16 protein-coding genes are annotated in these 15064 nt (G+C 70.2%); 7 read left to right on the plus strand and 9 right to left on the minus strand.

Annotation, left to right across the window (positions count from 1 at the left end):
- Nucleotides 1–111 precede the first annotated feature (111 nt).
- The gene (locus JHW41_RS21305; RefSeq protein WP_250446510.1) at nucleotides 112–1524 is read right to left on the minus strand and encodes a dihydrolipoyllysine-residue acetyltransferase; all 1413 of its coding nucleotides are present in this window, start codon (nucleotides 1522–1524) and stop codon (nucleotides 112–114) included.
- A gap of 218 nt (nucleotides 1525–1742) precedes the next feature.
- Nucleotides 1743–2525, minus strand: a complete 783-nt coding sequence (locus JHW41_RS21310) for a DUF2884 family protein (RefSeq protein WP_250446527.1) — start codon at nucleotides 2523–2525, stop codon at nucleotides 1743–1745.
- 181 nt (nucleotides 2526–2706) lie between these two features.
- On the opposite strand from JHW41_RS21310, the gene JHW41_RS21315 reads away from it, so the two are divergent.
- Together JHW41_RS21315 and JHW41_RS21320 are read left to right on the plus strand one after the other, a co-directional pair.
- The gene (locus tag JHW41_RS21315) at nucleotides 2707–2928 is read left to right on the plus strand and encodes a hypothetical protein (protein WP_250446545.1); all 222 of its coding nucleotides are present in this window, start codon (nucleotides 2707–2709) and stop codon (nucleotides 2926–2928) included.
- A gap of 258 nt (nucleotides 2929–3186) precedes the next feature.
- A complete protein-coding gene (locus JHW41_RS21320; RefSeq protein WP_250446548.1) occupies nucleotides 3187–3819 on the plus strand; it encodes an OmpW/AlkL family protein in 633 nt (210 codons plus the stop codon).
- A gap of 245 nt (nucleotides 3820–4064) precedes the next feature.
- On the opposite strand, the gene JHW41_RS21325 is transcribed toward JHW41_RS21320, so the two are convergent.
- The 4 genes from JHW41_RS21325 to JHW41_RS21340 form a co-directional block, all read right to left on the minus strand.
- Nucleotides 4065–4865, minus strand: coding sequence for a VOC family protein (locus JHW41_RS21325; RefSeq protein WP_138884648.1), 801 nt, complete (start codon nucleotides 4863–4865; stop codon nucleotides 4065–4067).
- Nucleotides 4866–4963: 98 nt separating this feature from the next.
- Complete coding sequence (locus JHW41_RS21330; protein WP_250446551.1) at nucleotides 4964–5848, minus strand: DMT family transporter; 885 nt, start codon at nucleotides 5846–5848, stop codon at nucleotides 4964–4966.
- A gap of 138 nt (nucleotides 5849–5986) precedes the next feature.
- Nucleotides 5987–6532, minus strand: a complete 546-nt coding sequence (locus JHW41_RS21335; RefSeq protein WP_250446554.1) for a DUF1453 domain-containing protein — start codon at nucleotides 6530–6532, stop codon at nucleotides 5987–5989.
- A gap of 60 nt (nucleotides 6533–6592) precedes the next feature.
- The gene (locus tag JHW41_RS21340) at nucleotides 6593–7648 is read right to left on the minus strand and encodes an NAD(P)-dependent alcohol dehydrogenase (protein ID WP_078996608.1); all 1056 of its coding nucleotides are present in this window, start codon (nucleotides 7646–7648) and stop codon (nucleotides 6593–6595) included.
- A gap of 220 nt (nucleotides 7649–7868) precedes the next feature.
- Here JHW41_RS21340 and JHW41_RS21345 point away from each other — a divergent pair, with 220 nt between their 5' ends.
- From JHW41_RS21345 to JHW41_RS21360, 4 genes are all read left to right on the plus strand, one after another.
- Complete coding sequence (locus tag JHW41_RS21345) at nucleotides 7869–8351, plus strand: YajQ family cyclic di-GMP-binding protein (RefSeq protein WP_057946199.1); 483 nt, start codon at nucleotides 7869–7871, stop codon at nucleotides 8349–8351.
- A gap of 9 nt (nucleotides 8352–8360) precedes the next feature.
- On the plus strand, nucleotides 8361–8918 hold the full coding sequence (locus JHW41_RS21350; protein ID WP_078996607.1) for a DUF1415 domain-containing protein: 558 nt from the start codon (nucleotides 8361–8363) through the stop codon (nucleotides 8916–8918).
- 610 nt (nucleotides 8919–9528) lie between these two features.
- Nucleotides 9529–10206, plus strand: a complete 678-nt coding sequence (locus JHW41_RS21355; RefSeq protein ID WP_250446557.1) for a hypothetical protein — start codon at nucleotides 9529–9531, stop codon at nucleotides 10204–10206.
- Nucleotides 10199–11629: a hypothetical protein gene (locus JHW41_RS21360; RefSeq protein ID WP_250446577.1), complete on the plus strand. Its 1431-nt coding sequence runs from the start codon at nucleotides 10199–10201 to the stop codon at nucleotides 11627–11629. The genes JHW41_RS21355 and JHW41_RS21360 overlap by 8 nt, the downstream gene beginning before the upstream one ends.
- Before the next feature lie 95 nt (nucleotides 11630–11724).
- Here the strand turns inward: JHW41_RS21360 and JHW41_RS21365 are convergent, their stop codons facing one another.
- The 3 genes from JHW41_RS21365 to JHW41_RS21375 all read right to left on the minus strand — a co-directional run bounded on the left by JHW41_RS21365 (nucleotide 11725) and on the right by JHW41_RS21375 (nucleotide 14184).
- Entirely contained in the window at nucleotides 11725–12372 is a 648-nt protein-coding gene (locus JHW41_RS21365) for an HAD family hydrolase (protein WP_250451166.1), read from the minus strand.
- Between the two features lie 61 nt (nucleotides 12373–12433).
- Complete coding sequence (locus JHW41_RS21370; protein ID WP_250446580.1) at nucleotides 12434–13135, minus strand: pseudouridine synthase; 702 nt, start codon at nucleotides 13133–13135, stop codon at nucleotides 12434–12436.
- A complete protein-coding gene (locus JHW41_RS21375) occupies nucleotides 13132–14184 on the minus strand; it encodes a class I SAM-dependent methyltransferase (RefSeq protein WP_250446596.1) in 1053 nt (350 codons plus the stop codon). Before JHW41_RS21375 ends, JHW41_RS21370 begins: the two co-directional genes overlap by 4 nt.
- A 91-nt stretch (nucleotides 14185–14275) precedes the next feature.
- Between JHW41_RS21375 and JHW41_RS21380 the strand changes: the two genes are divergently transcribed.
- Entirely contained in the window at nucleotides 14276–15052 is a 777-nt protein-coding gene (locus JHW41_RS21380; protein WP_250446599.1) for a hypothetical protein, read from the plus strand.
- The last annotated feature ends 12 nt before the right edge of the window (nucleotides 15053–15064 follow it).

Here is a 15064-nt window from a genome sequence, read left to right on the forward strand (position 1 = left end):
GGTGGCGGGCGGTACGGGCGGACGGACCGGCGCGGAACGGACCGGCGGCGACGACCGGGCGCGGCGAACGGCCGCGCACCGCGGCCGCCGACGCGGACGACGACGTGACGTTTACAGCAGCGAGCGGCGCATGTCGGCGAGCAGCTGCGCCAGGTAGGCGGTGAAGCGCGCCGCCGCGGCGCCGTCGATGACGCGGTGGTCGTAAGACAGCGACAGCGGCAGGATCAGCCGCGGCGCGAACTGCTTGCCGTCCCACACCGGCTTGGTCGCCGACTTCGACACGCCCAGGATCGCGACTTCCGGCGCGTTGACGATCGGGGTGAACGCGGTGCCGCCGATGCCGCCGAGCGAGCTGATCGAGAAGCAGCCGCCGCTCATGTCGGCCGGGCCGAGCTTGCCGTCGCGCGCCTTGGCCGCCAGTTCGCCGGTTTCGCGCGCGATCTGCAGCACGCCCTTCTTGTCGACGTCGCGCACCACCGGCACGACCAGGCCGTTCGGGGTGTCGGCGGCGAAGCCGATGTGGAAGTACTTCTTCAGCGTGAGGTTCTCGCCGCTGGCGTCGAGCGAGGCGTTGAAGGTCGGGAACTTCTGCAGCGCGTTGACCGAGGCCTTCATCAGGAACGCGAGCATGGTCAGCTTGATGCCGGCCTTCTCGTTTTCCTTGTTGAGCGCCACGCGCAGCGCCTCCAGGTCGGTGATGTCGGCGTCGTCGTGCTGGGTGACGTGCGGGATCATCGCCCAGTTGCGCGCCAGGTTGGCGCCGGAGAGCTTCTGGATGCGGGTCAGCGGCTTGGTCTCGACCTCGCCGAACTTGCTGAAGTCGACCTTCGGCCACGGCAGCAGGTTGAGGCCGCCGCCGAGCGCCGGCGCGGCGCCGGCCGCGGCCGGCGCGCCGCCACCGCCCTGCATGACGCCCTTGACGAAGGACTGCACGTCTTCCTTGCTGATCCGGCCGCCGCGCGCGCTGCCGCTGACGCGCGTCAGGTCGACGCCGAGCTCGCGCGCGAACAGGCGCACCGCCGGGCTGGCGTAGGGCACCTTGTCGGGCATCAGTTCTTCGGCGGTGAAGGCCACCGGCGGGGTGCGCGGCGGCAGCGCTTCGGGATCGGTGCCGGCGGCGGCGCCGGGCAGCGGGGCCGGGGCCGCGGGCTGGGGCGCTTCGGCCTTCGGCGCCGGCGCGGGTTCGCTCTTGGCCGGCGCGGGAGCTTCGGCCTTGGCGGGGGCCGGGGCGGCGGGTTTGGCCGCTTCCTGCGCCGGCGCCGGCGCCTGCTTTGCGTCCCCTTCGGTGGGTTCGATCAAGGCCACCACGCTGCCTTCCGCCAGCTGATCGCCGAGCTTGACCTTGAGCTCGCGCACGATGCCCGCGAACGGCGCCGGCACTTCCATCGTGGCCTTGTCCGACTCCAGCGTGACCAGGCCCTGGTCCTGGGTCACCGTGTCGCCGACCGCGACCAACAGTTCGATGACGGGCACGCCGTCGTAGTCGCCGATGTCGGGGACGCGTGCTTCCTTCAGATCAGCCATGTTCGTGGGGCTCCGCAAATGCGCGAAAACCCTATTGTGGCGTGTGCGGGCGGTTGCGCCAACCGCACCGGGGCCGGTGCAGTACTAAAGGCCTAAGCGGCACAGCCGGTGCGCCGGCGGCGTGTGCGTACGCCCCAGTATTGCCGTCGGCGGCCCGTCGGCGAAGCGGCGCGCGCCGGGGCGGACAGGTCCGCCTCAGGCCGCGCCGCAGCGGTCGCTCAGCGCTTGCCGGCCTCGTCCGTACGCGGCGGCGCGGGGGTGTAGTCGACCTTGAGCAGGTCCAGCGGGCGGCCGTCGAAGCGGTAGGCCAGCGCGTTCTCCAGCTCGTCCAGCGCGCGCACGCTCTGGCACAGGCGGTCGCTGCGGCGCTCCAGGGACTCGGCGCGCGGCTTCACCGCGGCTTCGATCTGGGCGTCGAGATTGTCCAACTGCTCGAAACGCTTGACGTCGCCGCTGAGCGCGGCGCTGACCGCGCCGCCGACGAGGTCGCCGATCACCAGCGGCACCGCCTCGCCGACCGCCTTGCCGATGCTGTCGCCGAGCAGCTTGCCGCTGAAGCGGGTCGGGCCGATGGCGTCGCGCAGGCCGGCGTCGAGCTGCTTGCGCGCTTGCGCGACCTTGGCCTGGGTGCGGTCGGGGTGGTTGCCGAGCTTGACCGCGACCTCGCCGAGCGCGGCCAGGGCGATGTCGGCGGCTTCGCGGGCGATGGCCTGGGTCTCGGGCATGGTCGCGCGCGCGCCGCGCTCGAACTCGGCCAGCCGGCGCGCGTCCGGCGCGTTGAGCTCGACCCAGCGGTCGTCGACGAACAGCCGGCCCTGGCGCATCACGATCGCCTTGGGCGCGCCGTCCTGGCGGGTCAGGATCAGGCTGCGCTCATTGAGGGTGAGCTGGTACGGGCTGTCGATCTCGCAGCGGCTGTCGATCTCGACGCTGGCGGAGGCGGCGCCGCAAACCAGCATCGTGGCGGCGGCGGCGAAGCGGAACAGCGGGCGGGCGGGCATCGTCGCGTCCTAGACGGTGGGATGGGCGCAGCTTGCCGCCGACGCCGCCGGCGCGGCACGTGCCTTTCGATGGCATGACCTTCGTCATGGCGGTTGGCCGTGCCGATCGTGGCGGCTCGCGCGCGGCGCGGGATGCGGTCGCGCAGCCGGCGGCGCCGAACGCGCGCGCGGCGGGTTGCGCGTGCATCGGTTCTCGGCGCCGCGCGAACGCGTGCGCGGCGAACTTCCTGCGAAGACAAAACGCTTCGTTTCCGTTCCGTTCAAGCGGCGCGCGCGCATCCGCGCCATCGCATCCAAGCGCTTGCGCGCCCTCGCGCGGCGCGCACCGAAGCACGCGCGCGCATCGTTCATGTTGCGGCCATGCGCATCGGACAAGGCCGTTTTTCAGGCGTTTCCTCGCTAAAACGCGATCGCGTCGAGGCGCTCCGCGCACCGAACCGCATCCGCGCGCATGCATCGTCGGCGGTTTTTCGCGCCGCTCTTCGTTCGTTCATTTCATTCATTTTTGCCTTGAAAACAGGCCTCTAACACGATACTCGCGTGAAAAGTTCCTTCACGCGCGTCCGCGCGGCAAGTTCGGTTCATGCATGCGTTGCTAACTTGCGCCCCGCCTCCCCCAAGGCAACACAGCAGTACACACAACAACACAGGAGTCCACTCCATGATCCGCTTCCGTCATTTGACCCTTGCCATGCTCGGCGCCCTGGCCTTCGCCCCGGCCGCCTTCGCTCAGGATGCTTCCACCGACAGCGCCAGCGGCAAGCGCTTCGCCATCGTCGGCGGCTACGCCCTGAGCCAGCCGACCAAGAACCCGCAGATCGGCGGCGTGCGCACCGACGTCGACGGCGACGGCGCTCCGACCCTCAGCGCCAGCTACTTCTTCAACGACAACTTCGCCATCGAGGCGTGGGGTTCGGCCGACAAGTTCGGCCAGCGCCTGAACTCGAACGGCGGCAAGATCGGCAGCGTCGATTCGCAGCCGGTCGCGCTCAGCGGCCAGTACCACTTCCGCGGCACCGACAGCATCGTGCGTCCGTTCGTGGGCCTGGGCTACTACCAGGCCAACTACAGCGGCGAAACCCTGCGCAGCGGCCAGCGCCTGGGCGTGGACGACGCCAAGGGCGGCATCGCCACCGCCGGCGTCGATCTCAACATCAATCCGACCTGGTTCGCCCGTGCCGACGTGCGCTACATGCAGGGCAGCAAGTCGGACGTGAAGCTGGACGGCGTCAAGGTCGGCGAGGCCGAGCTGAACCCGGTCACCGTCGGCGTCGGCATCGGCGCGCGCTTCTGATCGGATCGCAGGCATGCGCCGGCACCGCAGCAAGCAGTAGCAGTAGCAGTACCGTAGTGGCAGTGGCTTGAACGCAGTACGCAGTCGCGACACCGCAGTACGCAACAAGCAGCACAGCAGTACTTAGCAAGCAGTAGCGGACGGGCTCCTTCGGGAGCCCGTTCGTTTTTGCGCGACGGTTTCCGCGCGTTCGTCGCGCGCGTCTTATCGACGGGTTCGTCCCGCGCGCCCGCCGCGCGCGCCGCTCAGCCGGAGCCGTCGTCGAGGAACTGGATCAGGTAGAACCCAGCGCCGCGCGGATCGCTCAGGCGGGCGATGCGGACCACGCCGGTGGCCTCGAACGGCGCCGCCTCCAGCCGTCCGCCCAGCGCCAGCGCGCGCTGCACGCAGGCCTCCACGTCCGCGACCTGCAGGTAGATCGACCAGTGCGGGGCCAGGCCCTGCCACTCCGGCCGCATCTGCAGCAAGCCGCCGAGCATGCGCTGGCCGTCGGCGAACACCCGGTAGCCGTCCGGTCCGCTCGGATGGCTGCGCATGCGCCAGCCGAACAGTTGCTGGTAATAGCGTTCGGCGCGGTCGATGTCGCCGGTGGCCAGTTCGGCCCAGCACACCGCGTTGTCGACCCCCAACGCATCCACCCCGGGATGGGCGCGCTGCTGCGCCAGCGAGAACACCACGCCTTCGGGGTCGGCGCATACCGCCATGCGCACGTGCTCCATCAGTTCGAACGGCGCGGCGACCATGCGCCCGCCTAGCGCGACCGCGCGCGCGACCGCCTTGTCGCAGTCGGCGGTGCGGAAATACACGCCCCAGTGCGGGCCGCCGATGCCGTCGATGCCGGTCACCGCGCCGGGCACCAGGGTGTAGGTGCCGGCGACGTCGCGGCCGTCGAGCTTGAAGATGGTGTAGAGGCTGCCGTCGGGCATCGGCGTGCGCTCGACCGTCCAGCCGAACAGCGCGCGGTAGAAGGCCTCGATCGCCGGCTGGTCGTCGGTGGCCAACTCGAACCAGCACGGAGCCCCCGGAGCGTGGACGAGTGCGGTCATCGCGATGTTTCCCCCGTGCTACTGCCGACTGCGTCTCGACAGTAACTCCGGCGGCGGCGGCCGTCATGGCGCGCTGCGGCGAGAAAACGCCGCGGTCTTTAAGGATGTTCAGCTTCGAGGTGAACGCGCTCGCGCCGCAGCAGGTACAACCCGCTGGCGACGATGATCGCGGCGCCGATCCAGGTGACCGCGTCGGGCAGCACGCCCCACAGGGTCAGGTCCAGGATCACCCCCCAGATCAGCGCGGTGTATTCCAGCGGCGCGATCAGCGAGGCCTCGCCGAGGCGGAAGGCCTCGGTGACCGCGTACTGGCCGAGCGAGCCGGCCACGCCCAGGCCGGCGATCAGCCAGGCGTGCTCGGCGCGCAGCGGCACCCAGTCCTGCCAGGCCAGCGCGCCGGCGCCGAGGGTCATCAGCGTCATCAGCCAGACCATCATCGCCTGGGTGCTGTCGGTGCGCGCGAGCACGCGCACGGTGATCGCGGTGACCGCATAGCCCAGCGCCGCGCCGAGGATCGCCAGCGCGGCCACGCTGAACATGCCCGCCCCGGTCGGCCGCAGCAGCACCAGCACGCCGAGCAGGCCGATGCCGATGGCGACCCAGCGCCGCGGCCCGACCCGCTCGCCCAGCACCGGGCCGGACAGGGCCGTGATCAACAGCGGGGCGATGAAGAAGATCGAGTACGCGGTCGACAGCGGCAACCGGTTCACGCCGTAGACGAACGACGCCATCATCCCGATGCCGAGCGCGCCGCGCAGCAGGTGCAGCGGCCAGCGCACCCGCAGCAGGCTGCGGCCGCCGCCGCTGGCGAAGGCCCATGCGAGCACGAACGGCAGCGACGAGGCCCCGCGCAGGGTCGCCACCTGGAACGGCGGGTAATGTTCGGACAGCAGCTTCAGCAGCGCGTCCATCATCGAGAACATCAACACCGCCGCCAGCATGGTGGCGATGGCGCGGCGCGCTTGCGGGTTGGCGGCGGTCATGGCGCGGACGCCGCGGAGGCGGCGGCGAAGCGGCGGGAGAACGGCGGAGTCATGGCGGAAGCGGCGTCGGGGTCCGGCATCATGACCCGGCCGCGGCGGGCCGTCATCCGCCTGCTGTCAGCGCCTGGCAGCAGGGTGTCAGGGCGACGGCGCGCGGGCCAGGCGATGCCGGCGCAAGCGGCGGCGCAGGCCGAGGGTGTAGACCAGGTAATAGCCCAGCAGCAGCCCGCCGATCGCGAACAGGCCGCCCTGGCGCGGCAGCCAGGCGTGCGGCGCGTCGGCGCTCCACGCGTGCACGCCCTGCCACAGGCCGTAGCCCAGGCGCGCGGCGATCAGCAAGGTCAGGCCGAGCGCGATCCAGCGGCTGGGGGTGTAGTAGAGGCCGCGCGGTTCGTCCTCGAACCGGGTCAGGGCCAGGCCGAGCGCGCCGAGCAACAGCCCGGCCGCGAGTCCGCCGGCGGCGAACAGCGGCGCGTCGGCGACCCAGTGGCCCGACACCCAGGCGCTGGCGAAGAACAGCAGCAACGACAGCAGCGAGAACCCCGCGCCCAGGCTCACCGCCCAACCGAGCGCGCGCCGGCGGGCCTTGCCGTAGCGATAGCGCTGGATCAGGCCGACCGGGATCAGCAGCGCCCACAACAGGGCCAGGGCCAGCAGGGCGAGCGGGATGAGCAGCAGCGGCATGGGGGCAGTCTAAGTCCCCGCGGGACGCGGGAGGGTTTCGGGCCCTCCCGCCGGCCCCGATCAGGCCGCGTTTTCGAGGCTGGCGATGTCGATCACGAAGCGGTAGCGCACATCGCCCTTGATCATCCGCTCGTAGGCCTCGTTGATCGACTCGATGCCGATCAGTTCGATGTCCGAGGCCACGCCGTGCTCGGCGCAGAAGTCGAGCATCTCCTGGGTCTCGCGGATGCCGCCGATCAGCGAGCCGCCGAGCTTGCGCCGCTGCATGATCAGCGCGCCGGCCGCGACCGGCGCGGGCTTTTCCGGCACGCCGAGCAGGACCATGGTGCCGTCGACCTTGAGCAGGCTCAGGTAGGCGTTGTAGTCGTGCTCGCCGGAGACCGTGTCGATGACGAAGTCGAAGCTGCGCCCCAGGCGCTTGAAGGTGTCCTTGTCGCGGGTCGCGGCGAAGGCGTGCGCGCCGAGTTCCAGCGCGGCCTCGCGCTTGGACTCGGAGGTGCTCAGCACGGTCACCCGCGCGCCCATCGCCACCGCCAGCTTGACCGCCATGTGGCCCAGGCCGCCGAGGCCGACCACGGCCAGTTCGTCGCCGGCCTTGACGCCGTAGTGGCGCAGCGGCGAGTACGTGGTGATGCCGGCGCACAGCAGCGGCGCGGCGCGGTCGAGCGGGATCGATTCGGGGATGCGCAGCACGTAGGCCTGGTCGACGGTGATGCGGGTCGAGTAGCCGCCGTAGGTCGGCGCGCCGCTGCCGCGCTCGGTCGAGTTGTAGGTGCCGGTCATGCCCTGGTCGCAGTACTGCTCTTCGCCGGCCTTGCACTGCGCGCATTCGCGGCAGGAGTCGACGAAGCAACCGACGCCGACGGCGTCGCCGACGTTGAAAGTCTTGACGTTGGCGCCGGCCCGGGCGACCCGGCCGACGATCTCGTGGCCCGGCACCATCGGGAAGATCGAACCGCCCCACTCGTCGCGGGCCTGGTGGATGTCGGAATGGCAGACGCCGCAGTAGAGGATGTCGATCAGCACCTCGTCCGGGCCGGGATCGCGGCGGTCGATCGAGAACGGGGCCAGGGGCGAATGCGCGTTCTGCGCGGCGTAGGCAGCGGTCTTGGGCATGGGGGGATTCCAGGTGGCGTGGACGGGACGCAGCGGCCGCCGCGGATCGGCCCCGGGTCGTGACCGGGGCGGACGGGCGCTGGGCCGTTCATTCTAGGCGCGCGGCGTCGCGCCGGCGTCAATCCGACGCGCCCGCGAGCGCTGCGCCGCTGCAACGCTGCGTATCGCCGCCGCGCTTGCGCTACCCTGTGCGGCGTTTCCCCCATCGTGCGAGTGCGCCATGCCTTCTTTCGACGTGGTTTCCGAAGTCGATACCCACGAGCTCACCAACGCGGTCGACCAGGCCAACCGCGAGCTGTCCACCCGCTTCGACTTCAAGGGCGTGGACGCCAAGTTCGTCCTCGACGACAAGCAGATCACCCAGTCGGCGCCGAGCGAGTTCCAGCTCGAGCAGATGACCCAGATCCTGCGTCAGCGCCTGTCGGCGCGGCAGATCGACGCGCGCTGCCTGGAGTTCGGCGACATCGAGACCAACCTGGCCGGCGCGCGGCAGAAGATCGCCGTGCAGCAGGGCATCGAGCAGAAGCTGGCGAAGAAGATCGCCGCGGCGATCAAGGACGCCAAGCTCAAGGTCGAGACCCAGATCAACGGCGACAAGCTGCGCGTGACCGGCAAGAAGCGCGACGACCTGCAAGCCGCCATCGCCCTGCTGCGCGCCGGCGACTTCGAGCGCCCGCTGCAGTACGACAACTTCCGCGACTGAGCCCGCGGCGTGGACGAGCGCGGTCCCGATCCCGTCGCCGAGACCGTGCGCTGGCTGGAGCGCGCGGTGATCGGGCTGAACCTGTGCCCGTTCGCCAAGGCGGTGCTGGCCAAGCGCCAGATCCGCTTCGTGCTGAGCCATGCGCGCACGCCGGAACAGTTGCTGGAAGAACTGTCGTCGGAACTGGTGCTGCTGGAACAGACCCCGGCCGAGCGGATCGACACCACGCTGTTGATCCATCCGCAGGCGCTGACCGACTTCCTCGAGTTCAACGACTTTCTCGATCTCGCCGACGAAGCGGTGGCGCTGCTGGACCTGGAAGGCGAGATCCAGATCGCCAGCTTCCACCCGGACTACCAGTTCGCCGGCACCGCCTTCGACGACATCGGCAACTGCACCAACCGCTCGCCCTATCCCACCTTGCACCTGTTGCGCGAGAGCAGCGTGGAGCGCGCGGTGGCGGCGTTTCCCGATCCCGACGCGATCGTCGAGCGCAATCTGGCGACGCTGGAAAAGCTCGGCGCCGAGGGGTGGCGCAAGCTGTCGGCGTGGAATTTCGGCGGCTGAGTTCGATGCGGTTGCGTTGAGATCGCCGAGGTAAAACCAAAACGCTTCATTCCCGATCCGCGTTGCCCACGAACGCGTCGCGCCGCTGCGGATGCGCGGCCATCGACTCCAGCCACCAGCGAAGCCGGAGTTCGGCACCGAAGGTGTTCTTCGAGAATTTTCGCGACCGCAACTTCGCTGTTGCCAGGCGCGACGTCGACCGGCTACATCGCCGGAACCTTCGGGCGACCCGGACTCGCTCTTGACCCTTGGCGTTGGCCAGACAGGTGCCAGGTACACTCCGCGTGCCAAGCGGACACACCTCTCGAATGGGCCTTTCGATCTGGGGCCCGCATCGCGTTGCCCGCTTGATCGCCTCCTCAAAATGGGCCTTGATGCACAACCAAAAGCTGCGCATCGTTGGCCTCGCCGGGCACCCAGGCGATGGACGCGGCGAAGGATGGATCCGATGACACGCACTGCCGCCATTCGCCCCGCGGATCGCCCTCGCCGCCCCAAATCCCGCCCGCACGGCCGCTGGTGCTTCTTGGCGCTTGCCTTGGCTGGCGTGGCGGCGTGCGCCCAGCCAGCGACCGACCCCGTCGCAGCGTCCCGCCAGGAGCAGCCCGCCATGACGGCCCCCGATTCCGCCGTGTCCATCACGCCAGAACAGGCCGCCGACGCCGCCGCCGCGGCATCCGACCGGGCCGCCGGCCCAGCCTCCGGGTCGGCGCCGCGCATTCCGGCCGCCACCGCGCTCCCGCTGCCGCAGGGCCCTGCGCTGGAGACCGAGGAGTTGCGCACGCGGGTTCTCAAGCTGATCGCGGGGCTGAGGACCGTCCGGGACACCGAAACCTCGGCCGTGGCGAAGGTTTTGAACGTTCCGTTCGGCCCGGACCCAGAGGAGCCGGATCTCCAAGTGGTGCGAGGCCGCCTGGGAAGCGCAGGACGCTACTACATCACGGTGGGGTCGGCCGGTCGCGACATGCCGGGCAAGCGAATCGAAATCCGCTTCATTCCCGAGGGCTGGAGAGGGGATCCGCGAGACGCGGAAAACGCCTTGTCCACCTGCGGCCTCGACTTTGCCCCCCTCCACGAGGACATCGTCAAACTGGGGTACTGGGGCGCCGAAAGCCCGCTCTATCTCAGGGAGTTCTGGTCTTACCGCAAGGACTGGCCAGCCAACAACATCACCTTCTACCTGGTCGTGAACCTCTACCGAGCCACTGGCGGCGATCAGCCCAAGGGACGTCCTTGTGTGCTCTACATCGAGATCACCGCCGATGATGCCGAGGTCGATCATGGCTAAGCCACTGCCTTCGCAACTGCGCACGATAGTCGGCGCGTTCGCCAGCCAGCCGGGCATTCCTCCGGGTGCGGCGCGCGACGTCGAAGCGGCAATCGCGAGTTCGCCGTACCTTGCTGCCGTAATGGTCGACGCGGCGAACCAGCGAGCTCTCAAACGCATCGACGTGAGCATCGAGAAACACGAAGGCGGCCACTACGACAAGGAAAGCGGCACGGTATTCCTCAGCGCGGACAGCTTCACCAACAAAACGTTCAAAGAACAGACCCGCCTGGACATCATCACCAGCACGCTCGGGCACGAAACCGGCCACGCGCTCACCGCCAACGCACGCAGCCTCGAACTCCAGAGGTTTTCTCACGATGTCGGCGCGGCGTTGAACGACGGCGTCGGCAACGCGTCCTATGTCGACTTGACCCGCGAGAGCCAGCGCTACCTCGATTTCACCCGCAGGGACGAGGCCTTGGCCGAACTGGTGGGCTTGAACGCCCTCGCCAGCCGCGTTTCAGGCGGACAGGCCGACCGGTTCGACAAGAGCGAGTTCTTGGTGCGCGCCGCGGCCACCACAAGCTGCGTGAAGGTAGCAGAGGGCACCAACAAAGCGACCTTGGCCCCAGGCATCAGCCTGCGCGACGACGGCATGCAGTTGACCGGCAACCGCTTCAAGAGCGCGGCCGTGGAGGCCGTGGCGGCCTGCCACTACGACCAGAGCGCCACGCTGGGCCGGCACGGAGACTCGAACTACCGCAACTACTACGGCCCTCAAGTGCTGGCCACCATCGCTTCCGCCCACGCCGACGCCGCGGTAGGAACCACGCGGGCGGTGCCGGAAGTCCGGCTGGATCTGCATCGCCTCAAGCTCGACCTGGGGCAGATCGAACGCAACGGGGTCGACCTGGACACCCCCAGCAACCGCTTCGGGTTCACGGACACCAGCCACGGCAAGCTCGAACTCAAGATGGTTCGGGACACGAGTTCGGGAATGGACAAGGCCCCCAAAGACACCGTGGCCGGAAGGGCGGCGCCGATGCGGGCGGACCATCCCGGCCACCCCGATCACGCGGCCTTCGAGATGTTCCATCGCGCGGCCCAGGCCGACGGCCGCTGGAGCCAGACCGAGGCCCGCAACCTCGCCGCAGCCGGCTTGGCGGCCGCGAAGGCAGACCCGATCGTTGGGATCAGCCTCACCGCGGTCCTGATCGGCAGGGCAGCGGACGGAAGCACGAACCTCATCGGATATGCCTCCCCGCATGGTCCGGCCGGTCCGCACCATCATCTGGCGATCGACGCCGACAGCGCCGCCCGAGCGCCCGCGCAGACGAGCCTGGAACGGGTTGAGCAACTCAACCAGCAACAGGCCCGGCAGCAGGCTCAGGCCCCAACGCAAGGCCCGGATGGCCCGACCGGCCCCAGGATGACGCACTAGGACGCCGTCGGAGGCGCGGCCGCGGATCGAATCGAAATGGGTTCCGGCTTCCGTCGGAACGACGGAATCGGAGCGCAGCTGGCTCGTGCGATCGCTCAGCCGGCCCGGGTCGCGCTCTTCGACAGCGCACGTTCCAGCAAATCCCGCGCCTGCTCCAGCGAGGCCACGATGCGATGGCCGAACGCGCGCAGTTCCTCGCCCGGCGCGACCAGGTCGGGCACCTGGATCGGCGTCGCCCCGGCCGCGAGCGCGGCGCGCACGCCGGGCTCGGAATCCTCCAGCACCACGCAGCGGCGCACGTCGACGCCGAGTTCGCGCGCGGCCAGCAGGTAGATGTCCGGCGCCGGCTTGGGATGCTCGACGTCGCTGCCGGCGACGATCGCGTCGAAGCGGTCGATCAAGCCGCTCGCGGCGAGCTTGGCCAGCGCGCGCGGGCGCTGGGTCGAGGTCGCGACCGCCTTGGGCACGCGGTGCGCGTCGAGCAAGTCGAGCAGTTCCAGCAGGCCGCGTTTGCGCGGCAGGCCGGCGGCGACGCGTTCGTCGTAGAGCCGATAGCTGGCGTCGCGCAGGCGGGCCGCAGCCTGCGCGCCGAAATGCCCGCTGAGGTGGGCGAGGCTGGCGCGGTCGTGCATGCCGACCATCGCCAACCACACCTCGTCCCCGGCGGCGAGGTTTTCGGCCACGGCGGCTTCGCGCCAGGTTTCCAGCATCGCCTGCTCGCTGTCGAGCATCAGGCCGTCCATGTCGAACAGCACGGCGTCGGGAACGAACTCCAACGCCACGGAAGTCTCAGCCACGGGGGTTTCAGCCACGGAACAGGGTCTCGAGATCGGTGGAGTCGAGCGCGCGCCATTGCCCGCTCGGCAAATCCTGCAACGACAAGCCGCCGATGCGCGCGCGGTGCAGCGCTTCGACGTGGTTGCCGACCGCGGCGAACATCCGCCGCACCTGGTGATAGCGGCCCTCGGTCAACGTCAGCCGCGCCCGCCGCGGTTCCAGCGTTTCCAGCAGCGCCGGCGCCAGCGGGGTCTTTTCCGATTCCAGCATCAGCTCGCCGCTGGCGAACGTCGCCGCTTCGTCGCCGCGCAGGTCCCCGGCCAGGGTAGCCTCATAGACCTTGCCGAGCTTGGCCTTCGGCGACACGATCCGGTGCAGCAGCGCGCCGTCGTCGGTCAGCAGCAGCAGGCCGCTGGTGTCGCGGTCGAGCCGGCCGACCGGCGACAGCAACGGCGAGCGCAGGCGGAAGCGCGGCGGCAGCAGGTCGTAGACGACCCGGCCGGGGTCCTTGGTCGAGCAGGTGTAGCCGACCGGCTTGTGCAGCATCAGCGCCAGCCCGGCCGGCGGGTCGAGCGGCTCGCCATCGATGCGGATCGCGGCGTGTTCGACCTGGTCGTCGGCGTACAACACCTCGCCGTCGGCATCGGCGATGCGGCCCTGGCGGAACATCGCGGCCACGTCCTTGCGGCTGCCGTAGCCGAGATTGGCGATCAGCTTGACCAGCTTCATGCCCGGCCCCGCGCGCCGCGCGCTTCCACGACCTTGAAACCGCCGTCCTGGGCGACGGTGCGGACTTCGCCGAAGTGCTCGTCCAGCGCCTGTTCGTAAGGCAGGTGGCGGTTGGCGACCATCCAGAAACGGCCGCCGCGCTCCAGCGACTGCGCGGCCACCTGGATGAAGCGGCGGCCGATGTCCGGGCGTTCCTCGCGGCCCTGGGCGTGGAACGGCGGATTGCTGACGATGACGTCGTAGCGGCGCGGCAGGCCGGCGGTGACGTCGTGCCAGAAGCTTTCCACCGGCACCCGCGCGCCGTCGAGGTTGTGGCGGGCCAGCGCGACCGCGCGCGCCTGGGCTTCGTACAGATCGAGCGAGGCGATGCGCGGGCAGCGCGCCAGCAGCTCGGCCGCCAGATAGCCGTAGCCGGCGCCGAGATCGGCGGCGCGGCCGGCCAGGTCGGCCGGCAGGTGCGCGGCGAGCAGGGCCGAGGCCGGGTCGATGCGGTCCCAGGCGAACACCCCGGGGCGGCTGCGGAAACGGCCGCCGAGGATGTCGCGCGGCGCATCCAGCGCCGACCATGCGCGCACCAGCGCCGGATCGGCCGGGCCTTGCAGCGGCGCGCTCCAGAACGCGCGGCATTTGCGCTTGGACAGGCTGCCGACCTTGCCGGCGAGCTTGGCCAGATCGTCCTCGCCCGAGCGCGCGCCCTCGTCGTTGCGCATGCACGCCAGCACCCGCCCGCCCGGCGCGCAGCGCGCCACGGCCTGGGCGAACAGCGCGCGCGCTTCCTCGCGCTGGCGCGGCGGCAGCACCAGCACCAGCGGGAAACGGCGCTGCGGGTCAAGCGACTCAAGCTCGATCGCGTCCAGGCCGCCGCGCTCCAGCGCGTCGGCGGCGGGCTTGAAATCCTGCTCGCACAGCAGCCCGGGGCGCGGCGCCTGGCGCAGGCCGACACCGTCGCGCGCGCGCAGGAACAAGGCCTCGCCGGGCCAGGCCAGCACGCCGTCGGCGAAGGGTTGGAACAGGGTGTCGAGCGCGTCGTCGGAGCGGTCAACGCGCATGGCGGGCAGCGGCAGAGAGGTTCATCGCGCCGATTTTACGCGGCCCGGGGTTAGGGTGTGGGCATCGCAATCGATCCAAGGAGCGCCCACCGTGCGCCTGCCCGTGCTGATCGCGGCCGCGCTGATGCCGGCGGTGGCCTGGTTTTCGCAACAGGGCTATTTCGGCCCCGACAACGGCGAGATTTCCGACCGCTACCCCACTTTGCTGGTGGCCGCCGGCTATGCGTTCGCGATCTGGGGCCCGATCTTCCTGCTCGACCTGATCTTCGCCGTCTGCCAGCTGCGCGCGCGCTGGCGCGAGGACGACACCCTGCAGCGGGTGCGCCCGGCCGCGGCGGCCGGTTTCATGCTGACCGCGCTGTGGATGCCGCTGTTCTCGCAGCAATGGTTCTGGCTGGCGCTGGCGACGATCTGGCTGGCCCTGGTCTGCCTGGCCTGGGCCGCCGTCGTGCTGGCGCGCGACCCTACCCCGCTGCCGAGACAGGCGTTGTGGGCCGGCTTCGCGATCAGCCTGCACGCCGGCTGGCTGTCGCTGGCGGCGTTCCTGAACACCGCGCAGGTGATCGTGGCGTATCGGCTGGCGCCGGTGGACGCGATGCTGCCGTGGAGCCTGGTCCTGTTCGCGGCCGCGGCGCTGGTGTTGCTGGCCGCGAACGCGCGCATGCGCGGCAGCGCGGGCTATGTGCTGGCGGCGCTGTGGGGCTTGGCCGGGGTGTATGCGAAGCAGTCGGAGTCGGCCCTACCGGGCGCGGCGACGGCGGCGTGGGTCGCCGTGGGTATCGGCGTCGTGCTGCTCGCGCAGACCGCGTGGTTGCGGCTGCATCCGAAGCACCGGGTGTTTTCGGGGCACCTGTCGCCAGGCGAGTGAGCTCCCACTCTG

It is taken from the genome of Lysobacter enzymogenes (assembly GCF_023617245.1).
GTDB classification, from domain to species: Bacteria; Pseudomonadota; Gammaproteobacteria; order Xanthomonadales; family Xanthomonadaceae; genus Lysobacter; species Lysobacter yananisis.

Bases quoted from the DNA above. Each gene is read 5' to 3' on its own strand.
- JHW41_RS21330 (WP_250446551.1), bottom strand. From the start codon at position 5,848: ATGACCGCCGCCAACCCGCAAGCGCGCCGCGCCATCGCCACCATGCTG.
- JHW41_RS21375 (WP_250446596.1), bottom strand. From the start codon at position 14,184: ATGCGCGTTGACCGCTCCGACGACGCGCTCGACACCCTGTTCCAACCC.
- JHW41_RS21360 (WP_250446577.1), top strand. From the start codon at position 10,199: ATGGCTAAGCCACTGCCTTCGCAACTGCGCACGATAGTCGGCGCGTTC.
- JHW41_RS21345 (WP_057946199.1), top strand. From the start codon at position 7,869: ATGCCTTCTTTCGACGTGGTTTCCGAAGTCGATACCCACGAGCTCACC.
- JHW41_RS21305 (WP_250446510.1), bottom strand. From the start codon at position 1,524: ATGGCTGATCTGAAGGAAGCACGCGTCCCCGACATCGGCGACTACGAC.
- JHW41_RS21325 (WP_138884648.1), bottom strand. From the start codon at position 4,865: ATGACCGCACTCGTCCACGCTCCGGGGGCTCCGTGCTGGTTCGAGTTG.
- JHW41_RS21340 (WP_078996608.1), bottom strand. From the start codon at position 7,648: ATGCCCAAGACCGCTGCCTACGCCGCGCAGAACGCGCATTCGCCCCTG.
- JHW41_RS21335 (WP_250446554.1), bottom strand. From the start codon at position 6,532: ATGCCGCTGCTGCTCATCCCGCTCGCCCTGCTGGCCCTGGCCCTGTTG.
- JHW41_RS21310 (WP_250446527.1), bottom strand. From the start codon at position 2,525: ATGCCCGCCCGCCCGCTGTTCCGCTTCGCCGCCGCCGCCACGATGCTG.
- JHW41_RS21320 (WP_250446548.1), top strand. From the start codon at position 3,187: ATGATCCGCTTCCGTCATTTGACCCTTGCCATGCTCGGCGCCCTGGCC.
- JHW41_RS21355 (WP_250446557.1), top strand. From the start codon at position 9,529: ATGACGGCCCCCGATTCCGCCGTGTCCATCACGCCAGAACAGGCCGCC.
- JHW41_RS21365 (WP_250451166.1), bottom strand. From the start codon at position 12,372: ATGGACGGCCTGATGCTCGACAGCGAGCAGGCGATGCTGGAAACCTGG.
- JHW41_RS21370 (WP_250446580.1), bottom strand. From the start codon at position 13,135: ATGAAGCTGGTCAAGCTGATCGCCAATCTCGGCTACGGCAGCCGCAAG.